Annotated in this window: 26 protein-coding genes; all 26 read right to left on the bottom strand. The window is 39.8% G+C overall.

Annotation, left to right across the window (positions count from 1 at the left end):
* Positions 1-9: 9 nt before the first annotated feature.
* Positions 10-1593: a flagellar basal-body MS-ring/collar protein FliF gene (gene fliF / locus ACLIJJ_RS08765; protein ID WP_233314402.1), complete on the bottom strand. Its 1584-nt coding sequence runs from the start codon at positions 1591-1593 to the stop codon at positions 10-12.
* Positions 1594-1649: 56 nt separating this feature from the next.
* Positions 1650-1961, bottom strand: a complete 312-nt coding sequence (fliE, locus tag ACLIJJ_RS08760) for a flagellar hook-basal body complex protein FliE (RefSeq protein WP_233314403.1) — start codon at positions 1959-1961, stop codon at positions 1650-1652.
* A gap of 11 nt (positions 1962-1972) precedes the next feature.
* Positions 1973-2431, bottom strand: coding sequence for a flagellar basal body rod protein FlgC (gene flgC, locus ACLIJJ_RS08755; RefSeq protein WP_233314404.1), 459 nt, complete (start codon positions 2429-2431; stop codon positions 1973-1975).
* 1 nt (position 2432) lies between these two features.
* The gene (gene flgB, locus ACLIJJ_RS08750; RefSeq protein ID WP_233314405.1) at positions 2433-2813 is read right to left on the bottom strand and encodes a flagellar basal body rod protein FlgB; all 381 of its coding nucleotides are present in this window, start codon (positions 2811-2813) and stop codon (positions 2433-2435) included.
* Between the two features lie 486 nt (positions 2814-3299).
* Positions 3300-4079 (bottom strand): GTP-sensing pleiotropic transcriptional regulator CodY, encoded by a 780-nt coding sequence (gene codY, locus ACLIJJ_RS08745; protein ID WP_233314406.1) that lies wholly within the window; start codon positions 4077-4079, stop codon positions 3300-3302.
* A 123-nt stretch (positions 4080-4202) separates the two neighbouring features.
* Entirely contained in the window at positions 4203-5612 is a 1410-nt protein-coding gene (hslU, locus tag ACLIJJ_RS08740) for an ATP-dependent protease ATPase subunit HslU (RefSeq protein WP_233314785.1), read from the bottom strand.
* A gap of 15 nt (positions 5613-5627) precedes the next feature.
* Positions 5628-6170 (bottom strand): ATP-dependent protease subunit HslV, encoded by a 543-nt coding sequence (hslV, locus tag ACLIJJ_RS08735; protein WP_233314786.1) that lies wholly within the window; start codon positions 6168-6170, stop codon positions 5628-5630.
* A 37-nt stretch (positions 6171-6207) separates the two neighbouring features.
* Complete coding sequence (gene xerC, locus ACLIJJ_RS08730) at positions 6208-7113, bottom strand: tyrosine recombinase XerC (protein ID WP_233314407.1); 906 nt, start codon at positions 7111-7113, stop codon at positions 6208-6210.
* 59 nt (positions 7114-7172) lie between these two features.
* Entirely contained in the window at positions 7173-8486 is a 1314-nt protein-coding gene (gene trmFO / locus ACLIJJ_RS08725) for an FADH(2)-oxidizing methylenetetrahydrofolate--tRNA-(uracil(54)-C(5))-methyltransferase TrmFO (RefSeq protein ID WP_233314408.1), read from the bottom strand.
* 278 nt (positions 8487-8764) lie between these two features.
* Positions 8765-10843, bottom strand: a complete 2079-nt coding sequence (topA, locus tag ACLIJJ_RS08720) for a type I DNA topoisomerase (RefSeq protein WP_233314409.1) — start codon at positions 10841-10843, stop codon at positions 8765-8767.
* Positions 10844-11076: 233 nt separating this feature from the next.
* Complete coding sequence (gene dprA, locus ACLIJJ_RS08715; protein ID WP_341076026.1) at positions 11077-11865, bottom strand: DNA-processing protein DprA; 789 nt, start codon at positions 11863-11865, stop codon at positions 11077-11079.
* A gap of 243 nt (positions 11866-12108) precedes the next feature.
* Positions 12109-13032 (bottom strand): succinate--CoA ligase subunit alpha, encoded by a 924-nt coding sequence (gene sucD, locus ACLIJJ_RS08710; protein ID WP_233314411.1) that lies wholly within the window; start codon positions 13030-13032, stop codon positions 12109-12111.
* On the bottom strand, positions 13013-14206 hold the full coding sequence (gene sucC / locus ACLIJJ_RS08705) for an ADP-forming succinate--CoA ligase subunit beta (RefSeq protein ID WP_233314412.1): 1194 nt from the start codon (positions 14204-14206) through the stop codon (positions 13013-13015). Before sucC ends, sucD begins: the two co-directional genes overlap by 20 nt.
* A gap of 328 nt (positions 14207-14534) precedes the next feature.
* Positions 14535-14831, bottom strand: a complete 297-nt coding sequence (locus tag ACLIJJ_RS08700; RefSeq protein ID WP_233314413.1) for an EscU/YscU/HrcU family type III secretion system export apparatus switch protein — start codon at positions 14829-14831, stop codon at positions 14535-14537.
* Entirely contained in the window at positions 14828-16099 is a 1272-nt protein-coding gene (locus ACLIJJ_RS08695; RefSeq protein ID WP_411410759.1) for a hypothetical protein, read from the bottom strand. Before ACLIJJ_RS08695 ends, ACLIJJ_RS08700 begins: the two co-directional genes overlap by 4 nt.
* The gene (rnhB, locus tag ACLIJJ_RS08690) at positions 16100-16885 is read right to left on the bottom strand and encodes a ribonuclease HII (RefSeq protein ID WP_311315867.1); all 786 of its coding nucleotides are present in this window, start codon (positions 16883-16885) and stop codon (positions 16100-16102) included.
* 143 nt (positions 16886-17028) lie between these two features.
* Positions 17029-17904 carry a ribosome biogenesis GTPase YlqF gene (gene ylqF, locus ACLIJJ_RS08685; RefSeq protein WP_233314416.1) on the bottom strand — a complete coding sequence of 292 codons (876 nt, stop codon included), beginning with the start codon at positions 17902-17904 and terminating at the stop codon, positions 17029-17031.
* Between the two features lie 41 nt (positions 17905-17945).
* The gene (gene lepB, locus ACLIJJ_RS08680; protein WP_233314417.1) at positions 17946-18503 is read right to left on the bottom strand and encodes a signal peptidase I; all 558 of its coding nucleotides are present in this window, start codon (positions 18501-18503) and stop codon (positions 17946-17948) included.
* 276 nt (positions 18504-18779) lie between these two features.
* A complete protein-coding gene (gene rplS / locus ACLIJJ_RS08675; protein WP_127734629.1) occupies positions 18780-19124 on the bottom strand; it encodes a 50S ribosomal protein L19 in 345 nt (114 codons plus the stop codon).
* Positions 19125-19265: 141 nt separating this feature from the next.
* Complete coding sequence (trmD, locus tag ACLIJJ_RS08670) at positions 19266-20000, bottom strand: tRNA (guanosine(37)-N1)-methyltransferase TrmD (protein WP_233314418.1); 735 nt, start codon at positions 19998-20000, stop codon at positions 19266-19268.
* Positions 20000-20518, bottom strand: a complete 519-nt coding sequence (gene rimM / locus ACLIJJ_RS08665; protein WP_233314419.1) for a ribosome maturation factor RimM — start codon at positions 20516-20518, stop codon at positions 20000-20002. The genes trmD and rimM overlap by 1 nt, the downstream gene beginning before the upstream one ends.
* Positions 20519-20529: 11 nt before the next feature.
* Positions 20530-20910 carry a YlqD family protein gene (locus ACLIJJ_RS08660; protein ID WP_233314420.1) on the bottom strand — a complete coding sequence of 127 codons (381 nt, stop codon included), beginning with the start codon at positions 20908-20910 and terminating at the stop codon, positions 20530-20532.
* 143 nt (positions 20911-21053) lie between these two features.
* Complete coding sequence (locus ACLIJJ_RS08655; protein ID WP_233314787.1) at positions 21054-21284, bottom strand: KH domain-containing protein; 231 nt, start codon at positions 21282-21284, stop codon at positions 21054-21056.
* An 11-nt stretch (positions 21285-21295) separates the two neighbouring features.
* Positions 21296-21568 (bottom strand): 30S ribosomal protein S16, encoded by a 273-nt coding sequence (gene rpsP / locus ACLIJJ_RS08650; RefSeq protein ID WP_127734638.1) that lies wholly within the window; start codon positions 21566-21568, stop codon positions 21296-21298.
* A 131-nt stretch (positions 21569-21699) separates the two neighbouring features.
* Positions 21700-23052, bottom strand: a complete 1353-nt coding sequence (gene ffh / locus ACLIJJ_RS08645; protein ID WP_233314421.1) for a signal recognition particle protein — start codon at positions 23050-23052, stop codon at positions 21700-21702.
* Positions 23053-23064: 12 nt separating this feature from the next.
* Positions 23065-23397 (bottom strand): putative DNA-binding protein, encoded by a 333-nt coding sequence (locus ACLIJJ_RS08640; RefSeq protein WP_233314422.1) that lies wholly within the window; start codon positions 23395-23397, stop codon positions 23065-23067.
* Positions 23398-23624: the final 227 nt, after the last annotated feature.

Below are 23624 nucleotides of genomic sequence, written 5' to 3'. Positions count from 1 at the left end.
CTCCTAGCCTTATTCCTCTGTTATCCATGTGCGAAGGAGTTTCGCAAAGTCTTCCGGCTTTTCTTTCGCCATTTTCTCTAATTGCTTTCTGCGAAGCGTTCCTTCTGATTCCACTTCTTCGTTTACATCAGGTATTGAGACAGGAGAAATAATTTCTTCTTCCGGCTCTGCTGCTTTCTTCTTGCGTGCTCTAATAACTAAGAAGATTAATAGTCCAATTACTGCTAGCAATACTCCACCAACTGCATATACCCACCAAGGGATTCCAGCAGATACTGTTTCAGTCGTAGTTGCTTTGCCGTTAAATTGCTGAACAGATACAGCGATTTTATTTTGTAAATCTTCATCAGTAAGATCGCCAGCTGCCGTCTTATCAATAGATGTTCTTACAATCGTGCCTAGCATATTTGTGATGTCATCAATGCTTTCTTGCGGCAGTGATGTCGGATCATCTGCTGTTGGCGGCTCAACCATTACTTGAATACCAAGATCACGGATTTTATAAGGGCTTTCTGAGATTTGCTTTTTAATTCTATTAACCTCGTAATTTATCGTGTCATCGACTTTTTCATAGTCGCCATCACCAGAAGTTGTTGTTTCTGTGTTAGTAGTTGTTGTATCTGTCTCTTCTTCAGCAGCAGGTGTTCCTTGTGCCGCTGCATTTTCTCCCGTGTATGTTTCCGAGATTTTTTGTGCACTTACAGCAATACCTTGCATATTTTCTTCATCAACTGGTGTAACTAGGTTTTCTTCTCTGTTTTCTTGGGTAAAGTCTATATCAGCAGTTACTGAAACCATGACTTTATTTTGTCCCATTAATGTTCCAAGCATTTGCTGTACTTGTCTTTGAATATCCTTTTCAACTTGCTTCTTCACATTGTTTTGAGCAGTGAATGTATCACCTGCTGTATTAGTTGTAGAATTTAGGTCAAAATACTCAAAGTTTTGGTTTGTTATGACGATATTTTCTGTAGGAAGGTTTGGTACACTTTTAGAGACGAGTGTATATAATCCTTTTATTTGACTCTCTGAGAAGTTATAGCCTGCTTTTGTGTTCAGTACAATGGAGGCTGAAGCGTCTCCTGTTTCATCTGATACAAACACACCTTCACTTGGCAATGTAATGACTACATTCGCATCATTGATACCGTCAATCCCCTTGATCAAGTTCGCGATTTCTGTTTGCATTGCATCTAACTTCATGACATTAAACTCATTATCTGTCATTCCAAAGCTTGCATTTTCACTAAAGAACGAATAGTCAATATTTCCTGAGTTTGGAATCCCTTCAGCTGCCAACTCAACTTTCAGCGTGTCAACAACCTCTTCTGGAACACTTATCGTTTTTCCGCCATCAGAAATTTCCGACTTAATTCCTCTGCCATCAAGGTTTTCTTTAATCGCACCTGTTTCGGATGGAGACAGATTGCTGTATAAAGGAACTAAATTTACTCTTGTTAAAAAGAAAACCGCAATACATATCACAAGAAGAAGCAAAAGAACACTGCTTATTAACATTGTCTTTTGCTTTTTCGAACGGTTTGTCCAATATTCTTTTAAAGGATTAAAAAACTTATTCATATTCTCTTTCATTTCTACCCCCGGTTACCGTTATTTTATATGTTAATAACCGCCCCTAATTCCCTAACCTAAATAGACATTCTCATCATCTCTTGGTATGCTTCAACTGCTTTATTTCTAAATTCCATTGTTGCCTGCATCATAATGCTTGCTTTTTGAGAAGTAATCATCACTTGCGATAAGTCGACGTCTTCCCCTTTGGCTAGCTTGTTAGTTAAAGCGTCTGATTCGTTCTGTGCTTTATTTACTTCATTAAGTGAGTCCTTTAAGAAAGAAGCAAAATTCTTTTGAACTTCTGAACCTGTTGCTTTCGCCGTTGTTGCAGAAGAATTATTTAAAGGAAATGCGGATGACACTGCTGGAAAATTTACTGTTGCCATTTAGAATACCTCTACTTTCCAATCTCTAATGTTTTCATAAGCATGCTTTTCGATGCGTTTAATACAGTGACATTCGCCTCATACGATCTCGTTGTACTCATCAAATCAACCATTTCCCTTAACGGGTCTACATTAGGCATTTGTACATAGCCATCTTCGTTCGCATCTGGGTTTTCTGGGTCATACACTAGTTCAAAAGGTGTTTCTGTATCTTCCTCAATCGCACTAACTTTCACACCATTACCTGTTCCATCATTACTTCCTTGTGCTGCACTTAAATGTGATGCAAAGGAATTCCCTTCTTGTGCTTGTAATACGACTGATTTTCTTCTGTACGGCTCCCACTCGCCATTAACTAGCTTTCCTCTTGTCGTTTCTGCATTCGCCATATTGGAGGAAATGACGTCCATCCGCAAGCGGTTTGCACTTAATGCTGTTGCAGTTGTATTCATGCTGTGGAATATCGACATCTTATCTTCCTCCTTTTATGACAGTTGATAGGGAATTGAACTTGCCGCTAATTCTTTCAACAAGTGCATTGTAATAAATCTGGTTTTCTGCCAGTTCACTCATCTCTTTTTCGACATCAACACTGTTACCATTGTTATTGTAAGTAACGTTTTTATCTGTAGTAACATTCACAGAACCAGTTGAGCCTTCGAAATCAAAATGCCTGCTGTCAGTCTTATTTGCATTCATTGCTGTTGACAATGTATTTTTGAAGGATACTTCCTTCGCTTTATAGTTAGGCGTATCGACGTTAGCTATATTTTGCGATATAACCTTCTGTTTTGTATTAGAGTAATTTAACGCACTCTCAAGTGTTGAAATAGTATTTGAAAAAAGTTTCATCACACACCTCTTACATCTATAATTATCGTTTTGTAGAATTTTGCAGTTTAATGACGAATTTTTCACGCGATGTCTATAATTGTAATAAATGAAAAATAATATGTCTATCGGTAGAACCGCAATTTTAATGATTCTATAGTCCTATTTTAGTTAACTTTATGATAAAATCGGTCAATTTTATAATTAAAAAGGTATATTTTTGTTTTTTATAACCAGCATTTACTTAACAATTAAACGACTAAGTTCATAGTATCAATGAACTATCGGTGAAAAAATATTGTTGTCTATGTAACGAATATAATCGACAGAGATTGTAATGTAAATGAAATTTTATGGAAAAATGTCGAATCATGTAGTTCGAAAATCGCAGATTATCAACATTCTGTTAGAAAAGAATATTATTTCCCACTAATTTCCTGTTAAAAAACAATGTTTTAGAGCAAAAAAAAGAATCTTTTCCAACAAGGAAAAGATTCTTTTTCTATATTAGTTTGCTTTCAATTTTTCTAATTCTAATAAGAACTTATCGTTCAATACTTTAATGTAAGTACCTTTCATACCAAGTGAACGAGATTCAATAACACCAGCACTTTCAAGTTTGCGCAATGCGTTAACAATTACTGATCTTGTTATACCGACTCTGTCTGCAATTTTAGATGCAACTAGAAGTCCTTCATTTCCGTTCAACTCTTCAAAAATATGCTCAATTGCTTCAAGCTCACTGTAAGACAACGAACTGATTGCCATTTGAACAACTGCTTTACTTCTAGCTTCCTCTTCAATTTCTTCTGCTTTTTCACGCAGAATTTCCATTCCAACAACTGTCGCACCATATTCAGCCAAAATAAGGTCATCATCATGGAATTGCTCTTGCAGTCTTGCAAGAATTAACGTACCAAGTCTTTCTCCACCGCCAATGATTGGAACGATAGTTGTCAACCCTTTGCTGAATAGCTCTTTGTTTTCGATTGGGAATGCAGTGTATTCACTTTCCACATCAAGGTTGCTTGAAGTTACTTGAATATTGAAGAGATTATTTGTGTACTCTTCTGGGAACTGACGGTCTTCCAGCATTTTAATCATACGGTCATTTTCGATTTGCTGGTTGATTGCAAAACCTAACAGCTTCCCTCTTCTGCTTACTACAAATATGTTTGCCTCAATTACTTCGCTCAATGTCTCAGACATTTCCTTGAAGTTAACTGGTTTTCCAGCAGCTCTTTGCAGCATCGCATTAATTTTTCTCGTTTTTGACAATAAATCCATTTTCTTTTTCCTCCTATTAACTAAAACCGAAACTATCATTTATTCTTTATCTAATGGCAAGAGCATTTATTTGCTCTAATCATTGTAGGAGTATTTTATTAACAATCTAACACTGACTTAAAGTTAAAGAATAAATTGACTTAAATCTTTATTTCTTGAAATTGCACCTAGTTTTTCTTCTACATATTGCGGTGTAATGGTAATTTTGTCCATTGTTATATCAGGTGCTTCAAACGATAAATCCTCGAGTAATTTCTCAAGAATTGTATGAAGCCTTCTAGCACCAATATTATCTGTGTTCTGATTCACTTCAAAAGCCACTTCAGCTATCTTACGTATAGCATCGTCAGAAAATTCAATTTCTATACCTTCAGTTTGCAGTAATGCTTGATATTGCTTAATCAATGCATTATCCGGCTCGACTAAGATGCGATAGAAATCGTCCACTGTCAGCTTGCCAAGCTCCACACGAATTGGGAAACGACCTTGAAGCTCAGGGATCAAATCTGAAGGCTTGGAGATATGGAAAGCTCCAGCAGCAATGAATAATATATGGTCTGTTTTTACAGAACCATATTTCGTCACAATTGTAGAACCTTCTACTACGGGAAGAATATCACGCTGAACTCCTTCTCTTGAAACATCAGCGGAAGAACCACCGCTGCTTTTGCTGGCAATTTTGTCGATTTCATCAATAAAGATGATACCCATTTGTTCAGCTCTTACGACTGCCTCTTGTGTAACTTCATCCATATCGATCAGCTTTTGGGCTTCTTCATTCGTCAAGACAACCCTTGCTTCACGTACAGTCAATTTGCGTTTTTTCTTTTTCTTCGGCATGAAACTGCTTAATGCATCTTGCATATTCATCCCCATCTGCTCCATGCCTGAGCCCTGCAGCATATCAAACATCGATGGCTGCTGTTCTTCGACTTCCACTGTAATCACTTCGTTCTCAAGCTCGCCAAGTGCTAATTTTTCTTTAAGCACTTTTCTTTTTTCATAGCGGCTTGATTCCTCCACAGTCGGCTCCTCTGCTTGAGGTTCTGTGTTTCCGCCGCCGAAAAGCATTTCAAGTGGATTACTGTAATTTTTTTGCTTTTTTGCCGAAGCAGGCATCATCAGATCAACTAGTCGATTATTAGCTGCTGCTTCTGCCCTTTCTTTTACCTGAGCCATCTTTTCTTCTCTTACGATTCGCACAGATGTTTCAACCAAGTCTCTTACCATTGATTCAACATCTCTGCCGACATAACCGACCTCTGTGAATTTAGTAGCTTCCACTTTAACAAATGGAGCGCTGACTATTTTCGCTATACGCCTTGCTATCTCCGTTTTACCTACACCAGTAGGTCCCATCATAAGGATGTTCTTCGGACTGATTTCGTCACGCAGCTTCTCATCAAGCAAACCGCGGCGAAAACGGTTTCTTAACGCAATCGCAACAGCTTTTTTGGCATCCTTTTGCCCAACAATATATTGATCAAGACGTTCTACAATTTGACGAGGTGTTAAGCTTGTGTTCTTATTCATCAAGTAATCCTCTCCTTATAATTCTTCTACAATAATATTATTGTTCGTATATACACAAATATCGCCAGCGATTTCAAGAGCTGCTTTTGCTATTTCGTATGCAGAAAGATGTTCACCTGAGTATTGTTTAAGCGCTCTTCCGGCTGACAGAGCATAGTTACCGCCTGAGCCAATCGCCAAAATTCCATCATCCGGCTCAATTACTTCCCCTGTGCCAGATACAAGCAGCAAATCAGTTTCGTTCATAATGATCAGCATTGCTTCAAGCTTGCGTAAAACCTTATCGCTTCTCCAAAGCTTTGCAAGTTCTACAGCTGCTCTTTGCAGATTCCCATTATACTCTTCCAATTTTCCTTCGAATAGCTCAAATAAGGTAAAGGCATCGGCAACAGAGCCTGCAAAACCTGCGATTACTTTTCCATTAAAAAGTTTTCTTACCTTCTTGGCAGTATGTTTCATCACGACAGCATTGCCGAAAGTGACTTGGCCGTCACCTGACATGGCGCATTTCCCTTTATGTTGAACAGCAAAAATAGTAGTTGCGTGAAACTGTGGCAGTCCAGACATGTTTACTTCCTCCTTTATCCGTTTACAGCTATGCCCTTGGGTGAAAGGACATATATGTTTTTTTTAAGTACTCGCTAGTGACATGCGTATAAATCTGGGTGGACGATAAAAAGGCGTGACCTAATAATTCTTGAACAGTCCGCATATCGGCACCGTTTGCCAAGAGATGTGTAGCAAATGAATGTCTAAGCTTATGCGGATGGATCTTTCCTTTGGCAGCAGAATGTTCCATCATTCGGTTAAGAATGTCGCGTACACCGTTCTCTGTCAGCGGACCACCCTTGTAGTTAACAAATAAATAGGGGTGATTCGTCTTGTATTTATCCATCAGCTTGCTTCTGCAGTTCTTTATGTAAGATTCAAGAGCGGAATGAGCAAAACTCCCAAACGGCACATACCGTTCCTTTTTCCCTTTTCCTTTGACAAGCAATGTCGAGATGCTGAAATCAATATCCTTCATCTCGATTTTTGTACATTCGCCGACCCGGATTCCTGTTGCGTACAGGAGCTCCAGGATGGCGACATTTCTTTTTCCAAGCATGCTTGTCGTATCTACCGAACGAAAGATATGCTGCAATTCTTCTTCATAAAAGAAATCAGGCAGTCTGCTTTCAAGTTTCGGTATGCTGATAACGGCAAAGGGGTTAGATCCCACTATATTTTCTCTTGCTAAAAATCGATAAAAGCTCCGAAGGCTTGAAATTTTGCGGGCAATTGATTTTCTTGCAAGCTCTTCATGGAAAAGCTCTGTCAAAAAAATCCGCACCTCTTGGGCGCTTACTTCCTGTACATGTTCAAGCAGCTGCTTGGACATAAATAGATAAAATTGCTGGATGTCCTTTTTATAGACATCAATCGTATATGGTGAGCAGTTTTTTTCAATCTTCAAGTATTCAATAAACAGGTTCAAGAAAGCGTTTTGTTCCTTATTCATTGCTTCACCTCACAACGGCTTCACTATATTAACATACTTTGTAGCGACAAGCAATTAATTTACACATTCTTCATAAAGTTCTGAATTGTTTCCAACGCTCTGTTAGCGTGCTGTTCATATCTTTCTTTTTTCCCTTTTATTCTAGTTGGTAACTCAGGGAAAAGTCCAAAATTAGCATTCATCGGCTGGAAGTTTTTAGCATTCGTCTTTGTGATATAGCTAGCCATGCTTCCAATCGCTGTTTCAACAGGGAATTGAATTGGTTCTTCGCCGTTAACAAGCTTCGCTGCATTAATACCTGCTACAAGTCCGCTCGCTGCTGATTCTACATAACCTTCTACGCCTGTCATTTGGCCTGCGAAGAATAAGTTTGGACGGTTTTTGAATTGATATGTTGCATTTAGAACCTTCGGTGAATTAATGAATGTATTTCTGTGCATAACACCATAGCGAACAATTTCAGCGTTTTCAAGACCTGGTATTAATTGTAGCACTTCTTTTTGAGGTCCCCATTTTAAATGTGTCTGAAAACCGACAATATTGTACAATGTGCCTGCAGCGTCATCCTGACGTAGCTGAACAACTGCATAAGGGCGTTTTCCTGTTTTCGGATCTTCTAAACCAACTGGCTTCATCGGTCCAAACAGCATTGTCTTTCTCCCTCTTGAAGCCATCACTTCAATCGGCATGCATCCTTCGAAGAAGATCTCTTTTTCAAATTCCTTCAAAGGTACAGTTTCAGCACTAATTAGCGCTTCATAAAATCGATCAAATTCCTCTTCTGTCATCGGACAGTTCAGATAAGCTGCTTCCCCTTTATCATAACGGGATTTCAAGTAGACCTTATCTAAGTCTATGCTGTCTTTTTCGATGATAGGAGCAGCTGCATCATAAAAGTACAAATAATCTTCCCCTGTAAGCTCCTTAAGACTTTCTGAAAGAGCTGCACTCGTAAGTGGTCCTGTCGCAATAACAGTTACCCCTTCTGGTATAGAAGTAACCTCTTCATTAATAACTGTTACATTGGGATGGTTCTTCACCATTTCTGTCACTCTGCCAGCAAACTCATGTCTGTCCACTGCAAGTGCTCCACCTGCCGGCACTGCGCAAAGATCCGCAGACTCAATAATAACAGAGTCCAGTCTTCTCATTTCTTCTTTTAGAACACCAACTGCATTAGTAAGTGCATTTCCTCTTAATGAGTTGCTGCATACAAGCTCTGCAAATTTATCAGTATGATGGGCAGGCGTCTGCTTGACAGGTCTCATTTCATAAAGGTTTACCTTAATACCTCTTTTCGCTATTTGCCATGCTGCTTCACTTCCTGCAAGTCCTGCACCGATGACATTTACTACCTTTTGTGTATCTTGCATTGTAAATCCTCCAACTTTTTTAAATATCTATATGTTTTTATATGGGCGATAGCATTTTTATCATGCATATGTATGCTAATTCCTATCCGTTTTCGGTAGAAAGACTAGAAAAAAACAAAAGTCCATACAGTTTCGGCTTAAAATTATATCCTTTAGCATTTTACACTACGTTTGCCAAGTTGAAAAGTTTCAACTAAAGATTAATTATTTAAGAAACTTCAGGAGACACTTCTTCAAAAACACACGGAAAGAGTGAGCATGGACCGCTCACTCTTTTTTTAGCTTTGAGGTTCTTCCTTATAGTCACACTCTACACATTGGACCTGGACACCTTTTTTCAGCTTTTTCTCTACAAGCATATTATCACATTTCGGACATGGACGCTGTATTGGTTTATCCCATGAAATGAAATCGCACTCCGGAAAACGGTCACAGCCGTAGAAAATTCGGCGTTTTTTGCTTTTTCTTTCAATAATATTACCTTCGCGGCACTTAGGACATTTCACACCGATTTCCTTGACAATTGCCTTCGTATTGCGGCAATCCGGGAAATTACTGCATGCCATAAACTTGCCATATCTGCCCATTTTAAATACCATCGGACTGCCGCATTCCTCACAGTCTTCCCCTGCAGGCTCATCCTTTATTTCGACAGATTGCATTTCTTTTTCAGCTTTTTCGAGACTTTGTTCAAAAATCTTATAAAAACTATCGATTACCTTTACCCAATTGATCTGGCCTGACTCAATATTATCAAGATTCTGCTCCATATGTGCTGTAAATTCAACGTCAAGGATTTCCGGGAAAAACTCGAGAATCAATTCATGAATGATTTCTCCAAGCTCAGTCGGTATAAATCTTTTGTTATCGAGAGCCACATACCCGCGTTTTTGGATAGTATCCAAAGTCGGCGCAAATGTGGAAGGACGGCCAATTCCAAGCTCTTCTAATGTTTTAACAAGCCTTGCTTCCGTATACCTTGGTGGCGGCTGTGTGAAGTGCTGCTTCGGATTGATGTCCTTATTGATGACTTCATCTCCCTCTTGCAAATCAGGAAGCTGTTTGTTCTGCTCTTCAACCGCATCATCTGATCCTTCCACATACACCTTCATAAACCCAGGAAACTTAATCTTTGAACCTGTTGCACGGAATATGACATCCCCGTTACGTAAATCTACACTCATTGTATCCATCACAGCAGGCGCCATTTGGCTTGCAATGAATCTTTCCCAGATCAGCTTATACAAGCGAAGCTGGTCTCGAGAAAGGTGCTCTTTCAGGGAGTTTGGCTCCTTGAACGTACTTGTAGGTCTTACCGCTTCATGGGCATCCTGTGCATTTGTATTTTTCTTTTCTTTGCGGTTTTCTTCTTTCGTATACTCTTTTCCGTAGTTGGCTGTTATATATTCATACGCTTCATTTTGAGCCACTTCAGAAATACGGGTTGAGTCTGTTCTCATATAGGTGATTAAACCGACTGTCCCTTCTTTTTTGCCTAAATCTATTCCTTCATAAAGCTGCTGGGCAAGCATCATTGTCTTTTTTGCCCTGAAGTTTAGCTTTCGCGCAGCTTCCTGCTGTAGGGAGGATGTTGTAAAAGGTACTGCTGGGTTCCGTTTACGTTCCTTCTTCGTTACCTTCTCAACAGTAAATTTATTGCCATTGAGCTGTTTTTTAATATTGTCTACATCCGCTTGAGAATGCAGCTCCATTTTTTTATTTTTCAGCCCGTAAAAAGCTGCTTCAAAGCTTGTTTTCCCTTTTGCGAAGTCTGATTCAATTGTCCAGTACTCTTCCGGTTCGAATGCTTTAATCTCTTTTTCTCTGTCGATGATTAAACGAACTGCGACAGATTGCACTCTTCCTGCGCTAAGCCCTTTTTTGACCTTTTTCCATAACAGCGGGCTGATGTTGTAGCCTACTAGGCGATCAAGCACCCGTCTTGCTTGCTGGGAATCAACTAGATCCATATTAATTGGACGGGGGTGTTTAAATGATTCTTTAATGGCGTCTTTTGTGATTTCATTAAATACGACACGGCAATCCGAATCTACATCAACCTGCAGACTGTTGGCTAAATGCCAGGCAATTGCTTCCCCTTCTCTATCGGGGTCGGCTGCAAGATAAATCTTTTTTGCCTTTTTGGCTGCTGTCTTCAATTCTTTAAGAACAGGACCTTTTCCGCGGATCGTTATGTACTTCGGTTCATATTCTTTATCAGTATCAACACCCATTTGGCTTCTTGGTAGATCTCTTATATGTCCCATTGATGCTTTTACTTTATATTTTTTTCCTAAATAACGTTCAATCGTTTTTGCCTTTGCAGGCGACTCTACGATTACTAGAAACTCTGACATCCAACGTCCTCCTTAGAGGGATAATAAATATTCACTATTATTGTATACTATGATCTCTTTTGTCAAACATTACGAAAAAAGTAAACGGTTACACCGTTATTATATGAATGAAAATCCATAAAAATTAAAGTTATATCTGTGCAAACAGTATAACAAATTCAAAAAAATAGCAATACCTTTTTAAAAATTTTTGAAAATAGATGAAAAACATTTTTTTCCTTTTCTATTCTATTTTATGGATAATATTCCCACTCTTCTAATATATCAGTCGCACATAAAACTGGCTTTGCTCCTTGTTTTATCAAGTCATTCGGTCCAAAAGAAGTGGGGCTGAATATGCTGCCAGGAACAGCAAAAACATCTCTTCCTTCTTGCAAAGCAAGATGCGCTGTGATTAATGAGCCGCTTTTTCTTTTTGCCTCGACAACAAGCGTTCCCCTTGAGAGGCCGCTTATGATCCGGTTGCGCATTGGGAAATGCCATTTTAATGGTTTTGTATCTGGTGGATACTCTGATAAAAGAAGATGTGATCTTGTTATTTTATCTGCAAGTAAAATATTTTCCTTTGGATAAATATGCTTAAATCCTCCTGCAATAATGGCGATTGTCTTGCCGTTATGTTCGTCTGCTGTCCTATGAGCAATAGCATCCACACCTTTTGCTAGACCGCTGACAATTACTACTCGTTCGCGAACAAGTTTAGTCATCATGGCTATAATTACTTGTTTACTGTAAACTGTCGGATAACGGGAGCCTACAATTGCCAACTTTCGCTGCTCCTGCAAAAAAGACAGATCTCCTTTTGCATAAAGCACCCATGGAGGCTGATATATTTCTTTTAACAAGCTTGGATATGCAGGATCAAAATAAGTGATGGTTTGTATTCCTAATGTGGCGTATTGGTGGATAGTTTGCTGGATGGAGTGTGAGTGAAAGTCTGTAACGATTTTTTGAAGGGGACGGTTGAGGGCGTGCAGATCAGGGTCTGCTTTGAGGAGAGTGTAGATCCTTTTCCAAGACATATTGCGGCAATGATGGAGCTGTATTAATCTTTCTCTAAAACTTTTTAGCAAGTAACTCAATTCCTTTCTCACAATATTCTATGCAAAGTATAAAAATACAAACCTTGCTATCTCTATTATAATCATTTCTTGCTATAGTTTCCAAAGATTTGCTATATAATAGAAGAAACACGTCGTTTTTTTGCAGCATAAAAAGACTAGCCCAACTGCATGGCGCAAAAGGGGGCTAGTCTTTTTTTAAAATCAGACTCTGCTTTCTTCTACCTGATGGGTTTTGCACTTGTCGAAAAGATCTGTTTCTTTGAGAACTTCAATTAATGTTGCACCCATTTCAGCAGGTGTAGGAGCTACTTTAATGCCGCACTCGTTCATTGTTTTAATCTTTTCATCAGCAGTCCCCTTGCCTCCTGAAATGATGGCGCCCGCATGGCCCATTCTTTTTCCTGGAGGTGCCGTTCTACCGCCGATAAAGCCGACTACAGGCTTTGTCATATTGGCTTTTACCCATTCAGCCGCTTCTTCTTCTGCTGTTCCGCCGATTTCACCAATCATAATAACAGCATAAGTATCTTCATCTTCGTTAAATTGCTTTAAGACGTCAATGAAATCAGTTCCATTAACCGGGTCTCCGCCAATTCCTACCGCTGTAGACTGCCCTATTCCCGCCTGTGTAAGCTGATGGACAGCTTCGTATGTCAAAGTACCAGAACGGGATACAACGCCTACATGGCCCTTTGTATGGATATAACCAGGCATAATTCCTATCTTGCATTCTTCAGGAGTAATAACTCCCGGACAGTTCGGTCCTATTAATCTTGTCTTTTTGCCTTCCATATATCGCTTAACCTTCACCATATCAAGAACTGGAATATGTTCTGTAATACAAATCGTCAAGTCAAGCTCTGCATCTACAGCTTCCATAATAGCATCTGCTGCAAACGGGGCAGGCACATAGTTGACAGACACTGTCGCGTTTGTCGCTTCAACAGCTTCTTTCATCGTATTGAAGACCGGCACACCTTCTACATCCGTGCCACCCTTGCCTGGTGTTACCCCTGCAACAATTTTTGTGCCATATTCGAGCATTTGCTTCGTATGAAAAAGAGCCGTTGCCCCTGTAATACCTTGAACAATGACTTTTGTTTCTTTATTGATGAATATGCTCATTGATTTCTCCTCCTTTTTGTACATATGACACGATTTTTTCTGCACCGTCCGCCATGGAGCTTGCAGATATTATATTGATGCCTGATTCATTAAGAATTTTTTGGCCAAGCTCTACATTTGTCCCTTCCAGTCTAACAACAAGCGGCACCTGCAGGCTCACCTGTTTAGCTGCTTCAACGATACCTTCTGCAATGATATCGCATTTCATAATTCCACCGAATATATTAACAAAAATGCCCTTCACTTTTTCATCTGACAGAATGATCTTAAATGCTTCAGTAACTTTTTCAGCTGTCGCACCGCCGCCAACATCAAGGAAGTTTGCCGGCTCTCCGCCGTAATGCTTCACGATATCCATTGTAGCCATTGCAAGACCAGCACCATTTACCATGCAGCCGATATTTCCGTTCAAGGCAATATAACTCAAATCAAATTTTGAAGCTTCCAGTTCCTTCTCATCCTCTTCATCCAAATCACGGTATGCAAGAATATCCTTATGTCTGTACAAGGCATTGGAATCGAAGTTCAGCTTAGCATCGAGCGCCATTACATCGCCCTCTTCTGTCAATACAAGAGGATTGATTTCGGCAATTGAGCAATCTTTTTCACAAAATACACGATAAAGGCCTGTCATAAAAGCAACCGCTTTATTTACTTGAGGACCAGGGATATTGATGGCAAATGCAACTCTTCTAGCCTGGAAAGGAGTTAGCCCAGTCAGCGGGTCAATAACTTCCTTGATGATTTTTTCAGGCTGTGTTGCTGCAATTTCCTCAATCTCTGTTCCGCCTTCTTCTGATGCCATCAAGACAATCCGGGAAGTGGAGCGGTCGACTACAAAGCCAATATAGTATTCCTTCTTAATACGGCAGCCTTCTTCAATCAGCAAACGTTTAACAACTTTTCCTTCAGGACCAGTCTGATGTGTGACAAGCGTGCTTCCTAAAATCTGTTCAGCATATTGCTTCACTTCATCGAGAGACTTAGCAACCTTGACACCACCAGCTTTCCCTCTTCCTCCGGCATGAATCTGCGCCTTAACAACCCATGCATCACTGTTTAAATGCTCAGCAGCAAACAGGGCCTCTTCCACGGTAAAAGCAACACTTCCTTTAGGAACAGCTACACCGTTTAATGCTAGAATTTCTTTCCCTTGATATTCGTGAATATTCATTCTCCCACACCCCTTTTGCTAAAATTTCTTTCGCTTCTTGCCAGGTTCATTAGTGCATACTCTTACTTATGTACGAGGACGAAAAAAAATGGCTTTTTTCCTTCTCGACAAAAAAATATTTTTTCCAATTTAAAAGGACCCCTTCCTTTTAAAAAGTATCTTTAATACTGTATTAATATTCTTTATCAACACAATATTTTCTTACTTTTTGGAAAAAACACTCTATTGTTCACGCTTTCATTTTATAAAAAAGCAACCGTTTTGTCTATCAAAAAGGCTCTATTTTCCAATAAAAAAAATAATCCCCTTCGTTTAGGGGACTAATATACTAGATTTCCTTTTGTGTGCCATAGGTTTTATCAAGCTTATAAATAAAAGCAAACACCTCTGCGACAGCCTGATATAAATCTTCCGGTACTTGTTCCTGGATATTGAGCTTGCTTAACAGTTCCACAAGGGATGGATCTTCTTGGATTGGCACTCCATTTTCTTTCGCCTTCTCCACGATATTGTCGGCAATCAACCCGCTTCCCTTAGCAGCTACTATTGGAGCTGCATGCTGATGCTGTTTGTAGCTTAAAGCCACCGCTTGCCTTCGCTGGTTTTCCTTATCCTTGTTCTTCATATTCTGTAATCTACCCCCTTGTAGTAGGCAGAGTTATTTCGCTTTGAATCTAAATCTATTTTCTTCTCTTTATCTTCTTGAAAGGATTTAAAATCTATTGATGACAGACTGTATTGGACTTCGTTCAATTTTTCTCGCAAACCTGCAAGCATACTTTTCATAAGCGGCTCAATCTCACGGTTTTCATTAAAGACCGTTAAATGAACAATCCTCTTTTGCACATGCATATCAATGGCTGTTTCTTTTAAATATGCTAAATCAAGATAAAAAAGGATACGGCAAAAGTCTGCGTCTATTTTTCCGTCTTTCGTTTTCTTTCCACTGTATTGCAGGGTTGCATCCATGGAATGATGCTGAAAATGAAGGGGAAATTGAAGCATCAGCTGCGTAATAGGTCCTGAATCCTGACTTAATAGCTGCAAACCTGTTATCTTGTCCGTAAGGGCATTTGCTAACTCCTTTACAGAAGCGGGAGCATCTTGTTTTAATACATCAAGCAGGAGCGGTTTTAGCTGGTTCCATTGAGCTCCTTTGCCTCCGTCCGGATTGTTCAAAAGTTCATTTTCATAAGAAAACCCAATTGTATGCAGCAGTCTTTGCAAATGCTCTTTGATGGCACCGCCATCTGGCAAATCAACATTTTTACCCGTCTCAAACAACCTTAATGTTTCCTCGAGCTTTGGAAGAGAGAGTTGTTGAGCACTCATCTCACTCAGCAATTTACCAGCAAGATTGTTCATCGTATTGCCGTCCCTTGTTGCCATTAGGCTTGTAAACACCTTCTCTGTGAACGGAAGATTTCTCTGCAGCATTTCCTTAATTGTTTCGATAGCTTTCGAGCTGTCTTGTGCTGATTCCATCCATTTTCCAGCAAGGAAGAGCATATCTTTATTGAACGGCATTTTTTCATTTAGCAATTGGGCTGCCAAGTTTTTCAGATCATTTGTACGAGGCAAGGACCATTGCTCAAGAAGAGAGTCAGCCCCCCCATCAAGATTTACTGGACTTGCTGCTGATAATACCTTTAAGCTAAGCTTCCCATCTTCATTGTCTTGAACTTGAAACCAATAGTTCTTGTCTGTGCTTAAGGGAGCAGAAAGTTCTGCAAGGAGCCTTTGGCTTCCTGCCTGCACTTCAGCCATATTGTTGGGAAAATGCTTATTAACATGCCCCATTATAATTTGGCCTTGGCGAAGCTCCAGCAGCTTTGAGCTGATTGTTCTTTCTAGATTTGGTTGAAAACTTGGTCCAATTCGTATGTCATTCATTTACATGCTCCTATTCTCCTCTGCCATTTCCTTAATTGGCGAAAAGCTTTTGCGATGATGAATTGTATATCCCTCTCTGTCTAAAGCAAGAAGATGTTCCTTTGTGCCGTAACCCATATTACTCGCAAAACCGTATGCTGGAAATTCTTTATCAAGCTCTCTCATCATTTCATCTCTCGTGACTTTCGCAATAATGCTAGCAGCAGCAATGGAAACACTTTTACTGTCTCCTTTTATAATCGATTTGCTTGGATATGGAACGTCAAGCTTCATCGCATCAATCAACAGGAAGTCAGGCTGCTGATCAAGATTTTGAAGGGCTGCAAGCATTCCTTTTTTGGTCGCCTCGTATATGTTTATACGGTCAATTTCCGCAGGAGCGATAATGCCTACTCCAATAGAAACGGCTTCCTTTTGGATAATCTCGTAAAATTGCTCTCTTTTTGCTTCAGACAGTTTTTTTGAATCATCTATTCCAGGCAAATAAAAGTTTTCCGGGAGTATAACAGCTGCTGTTACAACGGGACCTGCAAGCGGGCCTCTTCCCACTTCATCAATACCTGCAATATATGTATATCCTTGCTTTCTTAGTTCTGTTTCATATGTGCAGAGCTCTACAAAACGGGCATGAAGCTGCAACTCTTTTTCCTTTTGCTTTTCCCATGCAGTTACGAGCTTTTGCACTCCGACTCTTTTGTCTTCTTTTATCGTCTCCCAGTAAGGGTCATTATTGTCTGTTATATCATCTAATCTAGCTTTTATTTCTTTTAATGTTCCATTTGCCACTGTTGAAACTTCCCTTCTCTCTTTATATCGTCCCATATTATGAAAGATTTAAGTACAAGTTATGTATCCTCAAAATCAAAAAAGAGAAGTGCCCAAAATAATGGTCAATTCTCTTTTTTAACAAGGTCAGACTCACCCTACTATTAACTATCGCTTTCGTCTTCCTCTATGAAATCTCTTGCTCTTTCGAATGTCAGCCTTCCGAATTTTTCGCTTCTGATTTCTCTGATGACCAGTTCAGTAACTTTGTCATAATCGACTACAGCGCCTCCTGTAAGGCAGCCTCTAACTACACCGATTTTGTCAAACAACTCAACGATATCCTCTGGAATTTCTTCAAGCTGGAACCGTTCCTTTAGCCTTTCAGGATACTCTTTCTCTAAAAAGCGCAAACCAAAAATAGCGATATCCTGCAAATTAAGAATGGTGTCTTTAATCGCACCAGTCAAAGCAAGCTTTAAACCTACTTCTTGATCCTCAAATTTTGGCCAAAGAATCCCTGGAGTGTCAAGCAGCTCTAATTCTTTTCCTACTTTAATCCATTGCTGTGCTTTTGTTACACCAGGAGTGTTCCCTGTTTTTGCGATATTCTTTTTGGCAAGCCTGTTGATTAATGTTGATTTGCCTGCATTCGGAATTCCGACAATCATTGCTCTGATTGCACGGGGTCTAATTCCTTTTGCTCGCATTCGGTCGAATTTCTCTGCAAGCACCACATTAGCTAAAGCTGTGATTTCTTTCATTCCAACACCAGCCTGTGAGTTGATCGCTAATGCTTGAATGCCTTTTTCTTTAAAATAGGCAATCCATTCTTTCGTTCTTTCTCCATCTGCCATATCTGCCTTGTTCAGCAAAACAATCCTTGGCTTATGCTGGATGATCTCATCAATCATCGGATTTCTGGAAGATTGGGGAATTCTTGCATCCACCAACTCAAAAATAATGTCCACAAGCTTCAGCTTTTCTGTTACTTGTCTTCTTGCTTTGGCCATATGGCCGGGAAACCACTGTATCGTCAAAATATCCACCTCAGTTAAAAGCTTGCTTTATAAACAAAGCCTTAGTTCACTATTTGTATGTCTGTTAACGGCCAGTAAATCACGCTCGTGTTGCCAAGTACTTTCTCATAAGACACTGTCCCAATATGGCGGCTGTCTTTGCTGTCACGGCGATTATCACCCATTACGAACAGTTCTCCCTCGGGAACTGTGCTTCTGCCGATTTTATCTTCGAGTTTAAAGGATTCTGTCAGCGGTCCGTCAGTCACCTGCTTTTTGTATTCATCTAAGTACGGCTCGTCATATGCTTTTCCGTTCACATACAAAACGTCGTCCTTATACTCTATTGTATCACCAGGCAAACCGATTACTCTCTTGATATAATCCTTTCCTTCAGGGGCATGGAAAACAATGATATCAAAGCGGTTAGGCTCGCTGATTTTGTAGTTAACCTTGTTAACAATCATTCTGTCTGAATTATGTAATGTGGGCATCATCGATTCCCCGTCCACTACGATCGGAGCAAATAAAAAGGAGCGGATCACAAAAGCCAATGCTACTGCGATTACAAGCGCCTTACCCCATTCCCATATCTCATTTTTCTTTTTCTTCTTTGCCATTTCGTTCACCAATCCTTGTTTTTAGTAAGCATCTCTTCTCCATGCCTTCTAATTGTAACTGTCTTAAGTTTATTAAAAGGCTTTTTTAAACAAAATAATGCTAAAGGACAAACCCTCTCCCTTTTATTGTAGCGAAATAAAAAGTCGAAGTAAAATGCCATGGTCCGTTCCTAATTAAATTATCATGCCTAATATAAGTACGGAAGAAAAAGGGTGAATAGCCAAGTTGCAATAAAAAAGAGCTTGTTGCAAAGAACAGGCTCTTTTTTGAAAATATTATCGAATTTCTTTAATACGAGCTTTTTTACCACGTAGGTTACGTAGGTAGTAAAGTTTAGCACGACGGACTTTACCGCGGCGAATAACTTCAAGCTTCGCAATTTTTGGTGTATGAACTGGGAATGTACGCTCAACGCCTACTCCGTAAGAAACTTTACGTACTGTAAAAGTTTCGCTGATTCCACCACCACGACGCTTAATCACAACACCTTCGTATACCTGAATACGCTCACGAGTACCCTCAACAACTTTAACGTGTACACGTACAGTGTCACCAGGACGGAACGCAGGAAGATCTGAACGAAGTTGTTCTTTTGTGATATCTTCTATTAATTTTTGCATCGTTTTCAACTCCTTCCAACAGACGCTCTTGCAGTCAAATCCTTGCAGCGGAACATCGTTATAAGACTTTCATTGCAGAAATACTTCTGCTCAAGTCACAAGTGTTATCTTAACATAAATAACTTAAGACATCAATATCTATTATTTGTTTTTCTGCAATTCATTTAATAGTTTTTGCTGTTTTGCTGTGAGCGGGTAATTTTCCAGCAAATCCGGACGTCTTTCAAGTGTTCTTTTCAGCGACTCTCTTTCTCTCCATTCGTCAATATGAGCATGATTTCCTGAAATGAGTGTATCCGGCACCTTCATCCCCCTGAAATCAGCAGGACGGGTGTAGTGTGGATGCTCAAGCAGTCCTGTGCTGAAGGAATCATTCACATGAGACGCCTCGCTCCCAAGTACTCCTGGAAGAAGTCTGACGACACTATCAATCACTACCATTGCTCCAAGCTCGCCGCCTGTAAGCACATAATCGCCGATTGAAATCTCATCTGTCGCTAAATGCTCGCGAATTCGCTCATCATAGCCTTCGTAATGACCGCAGATAAAAATTAAATGCTCTTCCTTAGCCAGCTCTTCCGCCTTTTTCTGTGTATAACGCTCGCCTTGAGGACACATTAGTACCACTTTCGGCTTAGTGCCGCTCTTTTTTTGCAAATCCTCAACCGCATCAAAGATCGGCTGAGGTTTAAGGACCATTCCCGCACCGCCGCCATATGGATAATCATCCACAGACTGATGCTTGTTATCCGAATAATCCCTGAAGTTAGTGACACCATAGGTCACCTTTTCTGCTTCTTTCGCTTTTTTCAATATAGAGCTGTTAAACACACCATCAAACATTTCTGGAAATAGTGTTAATACATCCACTCTCATTATGATAACAGTCCCTCCATTGGCTCGATAACAACTAACTTCTCCTTAACATCTACTTTCATAACAACTTCCTCGATATAAGGAATTAAAACTTCTTCTTTTTTACTAGTTTTGATGACCCATACATCATTCGCACCTGGTGTAAGAATTTCAGATATAACCCCTATCTCGTCTCCTTCAACTGTTACAACCTTACAGCCGATGATTTCGTGGAAATAGTATTCATTCTCTGCCAAGTCTCCTAAAAAGCTTTCAGGCACCTTTAAAGCGCCGCCTTTCATGTATTCCACCTCATTAACATTATCATAGCCCTCAAATGTCAAAAGGTTAAAGTTTTTATGAAGGCGATGTGTTTTTATTTTTAGTTCTTCTGGATCTTTTTTGCCTTCTCCAAATAGAAAAATCGTATTGCCAATCTTATATCTTTCGTCTGGAAAATCCGTCCGGGAAATGACACGCACTTCACCACGAATACCATGTGTATTAACAATCTTTCCTACATTAAACCATTTTTCCACTATTATCACCTCTAACGTATGTCTACAACTTTTCCATCTTTCAGGAGTATTGTTTTATGAAGCAAGGCCTCATCCCAAACATCTCCAACTTTTATATCAACAATGCCAGTAAGCTCTTGTTCTTTTAGTTCACTGCCCAATGGTAGTATATGTAATTGTGCTAATTGAAACTCTAGTGATTTCTTTTTTTCCTCTTTGTTGGCAAGTCTCTTGCTAATCTGCTGTTTAATAGCATTTGCAGGATGACTTTTAAGCAGCTTTTTTTCTTCAAACTTGAATTGTTCGCACTCCTTTTCAAGCTGAAGCAGCTCTTCTGTGAGTTTCTTCTCTAAGGCTTGTTTCGTTTGTTCGGTTAATATTTGTTTGACTGTGACAGTATGGAGAATCTGCATTTTTTCCTCCTATCCATGCACTGCTATTTTTAATGCTCGCAAAGCGTCAAACGGCATCCCACCAATACGCTCCCACTTCTAGTATAAAGAATCTGCAAAGAGATATAAACAAATAAAGGAGAAGGGTTCCCCCTCCTCCTTTATTATTCGCTAATTTCTAAAACCAGCTTTTTTTGCTGCTGTGAGCCAGCAGCGTAAACAATCGTTCGAATCGCTTTAGCAACCCGCCCTTGCTTCCCAATTACCTTTCCCATGTCATTCTTGTTGACAGAAAGCAAGTAAATGATTCGATTATCCTCTTCAGTAACTTTTATCGCAACATCATCCGGAAAATCCACAAGGGGCTTAACAATCGTTTCAATTAATTCCTTCATCTTCAAACGAATTACTTACCGTTTTTGATGTTGTGGAATTTCTCCATGATACCTTCGTTAGAGAAAAGGTTACGAACTGTATCAGATGGTTTTGCACCATTTTGTAACCATTGTAGAGCTTTCTCTTCGTTGATATCCACGATAGCAGGGTTTGCTACTGGATTGTAAGTTCCTACTGTTTCAATGAAACGTCCATCACGTGGTGAACGAGAATCTGCTACTACAATACGATAGAAAGGAGTCTTTTTAGCTCCCATACGTTTTAAACGAATTTTTACTGCCATTTTAAAAATGCACCTCCGAATAGTTTCACACAAGATAGTATAATATCAATAGTTGAACAGTTTGTAAAGTGTTTTTTCTTGTCAGACTAAACATTCTGTTCAAATTAATAAAAAACCGCTTGTTAACACCCTTAAAAAGGGTTAAATGGTAATTTAAACTTGCCTTTTTTCTTGCCTTTTTGAGTCATACCCGTCATTTGTTTCATCATTTTTTTCATATCCTCAAACTGCTTCAACAGCCTGTTCACTTCAGGAACGGTTCTGCCGCTCCCTTTAGCTATACGCTTCCGTCTGCTTGAGTTGATGATTTCCGGGTGTTCTTTTTCTGCCTTTGTCATGGAGCGAATAATCGCTTCCACATGGCTGATTTGCTTTTCATCTACTTGGAGATTATCCAAGCCCTTGATTTTGTTGGCTCCTGGCATCATTTTCAGCAGCTCATCAAGAGGCCCCATGTTACGGACCTGTCCAAGCTGTTCTAAAAAGTCATCTAAAGTAAAGGAAGCTGTTTTCATTTTCATTTCCAGCTCTTTTGCCTTTTCTTCATCGACATTCATTTGCGCTTTCTCGATTAGGCTTAGCACATCACCCATTCCAAGAATACGTGATGCCATACGCTCTGGATGGAATGCCTCTAATGCATCCATCTTTTCACCCAAACCGACAAATTTAATCGGTGTTTGTGTAACAGAACGAATAGATAACGCTGCCCCGCCTCGAGTGTCACCATCTAGCTTCGTTAATACGACACCTGTCAGTCCAAGCTGCTCGTTAAAGCTGCTTGCCACATTGACTGCATCCTGACCTGTCATCGCATCAACTACAAGGAATATTTCATCTGGATTGGAAAGCTCTTTAATTTGCTTTAACTCGTCCATCAATGCTTCATCCACATGCAGACGACCTGCAGTATCGATTAACACATAATCATGATGGTCTTCTTTTGCTTTAGCAATCGCCTGTTTCGCAATCTCAACAGGGCTGACTTGATCTCCAAGTGAAAAAACAGGGAAATCGAGCTGCTTACCAAGTGTTTCGAGCTGCTTAATAGCCGCAGGACGATATATGTCTGCCGCAACAAGCAACGGCTTTCTATTATGCTTTTTACGCAGTAAATTAGCCAATTTTCCAGTTGTAGTTGTCTTACCGGCACCTTGCAAACCAACCATCATAATGACTGTCGGCGGACGGTTGGATACAGCAATCTTGCTTTGTTCTCCGCCCATCAGCTCCGTAAGTTCTTCTTTAACAACTTTAATGACCTGCTGTCCAGGAGTCAGACTTTTCATAACCTCTTGTCCAACAGCACGCTCACTGACTTTTTTAACAAACTCTTTGACTACCTTAAAGTTAACATCCGCCTCAAGCAATGCAAGTCGGACTTCACGCATCATTTCCTTAACATCCGCCTCATTTACTTTCCCTTTTCCGCGGATCTTTTGGATCGTATTCTGCAGTCGGTCAGCTAAACCTTCAAATGCCATTGCGCCGCCTCCTTAATCTAATTTCTCCAGCTCGCAAACTGCTTCCAGCAATGCTGAAACCGAAGGAGTATCATCCTTTAATAACTCTTTTATTTGTACAAAAAGAGTATTACGCTCTTGAAACTTTTGAAGTAAGAGTAATTTATTTTCATATTCTTCCAGCATTGCCTCAGTCCGTTTAATATTATCATAAACAGCTTGACGGCTAACGTCATATTCATCAGCAATTTCACCAAGAGAATAATCATCTAAATAATAAAGAGACATGTAACTTCGTTGCTTCGGTGTCAACAACGACTGATAGAAATCAAACAGATAATTCATTCGTGTTGTTTTTTCAAGCATCGAACAATACCTCCATGTTAAGTCAAACACCTTTACACCCTTATTGTACACACCAACAAAAAAGATGTCAACAGAAAAGCGGAAGGCGCCTGCTTATCGGCGACTAGCATAAGACGAGGTGGCCGAGAAGGGGTGCTCTTCCCCCTTCTTGGACAGCTTGGCTTATGACCTCGAGCGGAAGACGACCGTTTAGCGGCGGAGAAACTGGAGGGCCTTGACTGAGATAA

This window comes from Niallia laureatilytica (genome assembly GCF_046613985.1).
Lineage (GTDB): Bacteria > Bacillota > Bacilli > Bacillales > Cytobacillaceae > Niallia.
This window is presented reverse-complemented; position numbering and strand designations above follow the sequence as displayed.

Bases quoted from the DNA above. Each gene is read 5' to 3' on its own strand.
- flgB (WP_233314405.1), bottom strand. From the start codon at position 2,813: ATGAAACTTTTTTCAAATACTATTTCAACACTTGAGAGTGCGTTAAAT.
- rplS (WP_127734629.1), bottom strand. From the start codon at position 19,124: ATGCAAAAATTAATAGAAGATATCACAAAAGAACAACTTCGTTCAGAT.
- xerC (WP_233314407.1), bottom strand. From the start codon at position 7,113: ATGAATAAGGAACAAAACGCTTTCTTGAACCTGTTTATTGAATACTTG.
- ffh (WP_233314421.1), bottom strand. From the start codon at position 23,052: ATGGCATTTGAAGGTTTAGCTGACCGACTGCAGAATACGATCCAAAAG.
- ACLIJJ_RS08695 (WP_411410759.1), bottom strand. From the start codon at position 16,099: ATGAATGACATACGAATTGGACCAAGTTTTCAACCAAATCTAGAAAGA.
- flgC (WP_233314404.1), bottom strand. From the start codon at position 2,431: ATGTCGATATTCCACAGCATGAATACAACTGCAACAGCATTAAGTGCA.
- topA (WP_233314409.1), bottom strand. From the start codon at position 10,843: ATGTCAGAGTTTCTAGTAATCGTAGAGTCGCCTGCAAAGGCAAAAACG.
- dprA (WP_341076026.1), bottom strand. From the start codon at position 11,865: ATGTCTTGGAAAAGGATCTACACTCTCCTCAAAGCAGACCCTGATCTG.
- sucD (WP_233314411.1), bottom strand. From the start codon at position 13,032: ATGAGCATATTCATCAATAAAGAAACAAAAGTCATTGTTCAAGGTATT.
- hslU (WP_233314785.1), bottom strand. From the start codon at position 5,612: ATGAATAAGAACACAAGCTTAACACCTCGTCAAATTGTAGAACGTCTT.
- ACLIJJ_RS08660 (WP_233314420.1), bottom strand. From the start codon at position 20,910: ATGCAGATTCTCCATACTGTCACAGTCAAACAAATATTAACCGAACAA.
- codY (WP_233314406.1), bottom strand. From the start codon at position 4,079: ATGGATTTATTGTCAAAAACGAGAAAAATTAATGCGATGCTGCAAAGA.
- trmFO (WP_233314408.1), bottom strand. From the start codon at position 8,486: ATGCAAGATACACAAAAGGTAGTAAATGTCATCGGTGCAGGACTTGCA.
- fliE (WP_233314403.1), bottom strand. From the start codon at position 1,961: ATGGCAACAGTAAATTTTCCAGCAGTGTCATCCGCATTTCCTTTAAAT.
- trmD (WP_233314418.1), bottom strand. From the start codon at position 20,000: ATGAGAGTGGATGTATTAACACTATTTCCAGAAATGTTTGATGGTGTG.
- ACLIJJ_RS08700 (WP_233314413.1), bottom strand. From the start codon at position 14,831: ATGAAGAACAAGGATAAGGAAAACCAGCGAAGGCAAGCGGTGGCTTTA.
- ACLIJJ_RS08640 (WP_233314422.1), bottom strand. From the start codon at position 23,397: ATGCTTGAAAAAACAACACGAATGAATTATCTGTTTGATTTCTATCAG.
- ACLIJJ_RS08655 (WP_233314787.1), bottom strand. From the start codon at position 21,284: ATGAAGGAATTAATTGAAACGATTGTTAAGCCCCTTGTGGATTTTCCG.
- fliF (WP_233314402.1), bottom strand. From the start codon at position 1,593: ATGAAAGAGAATATGAATAAGTTTTTTAATCCTTTAAAAGAATATTGG.
- sucC (WP_233314412.1), bottom strand. From the start codon at position 14,206: ATGAATATTCACGAATATCAAGGGAAAGAAATTCTAGCATTAAACGGT.
- rpsP (WP_127734638.1), bottom strand. From the start codon at position 21,568: ATGGCAGTAAAAATTCGTTTAAAACGTATGGGAGCTAAAAAGACTCCT.
- lepB (WP_233314417.1), bottom strand. From the start codon at position 18,503: ATGGCAAAGAAGAAAAAGAAAAATGAGATATGGGAATGGGGTAAGGCG.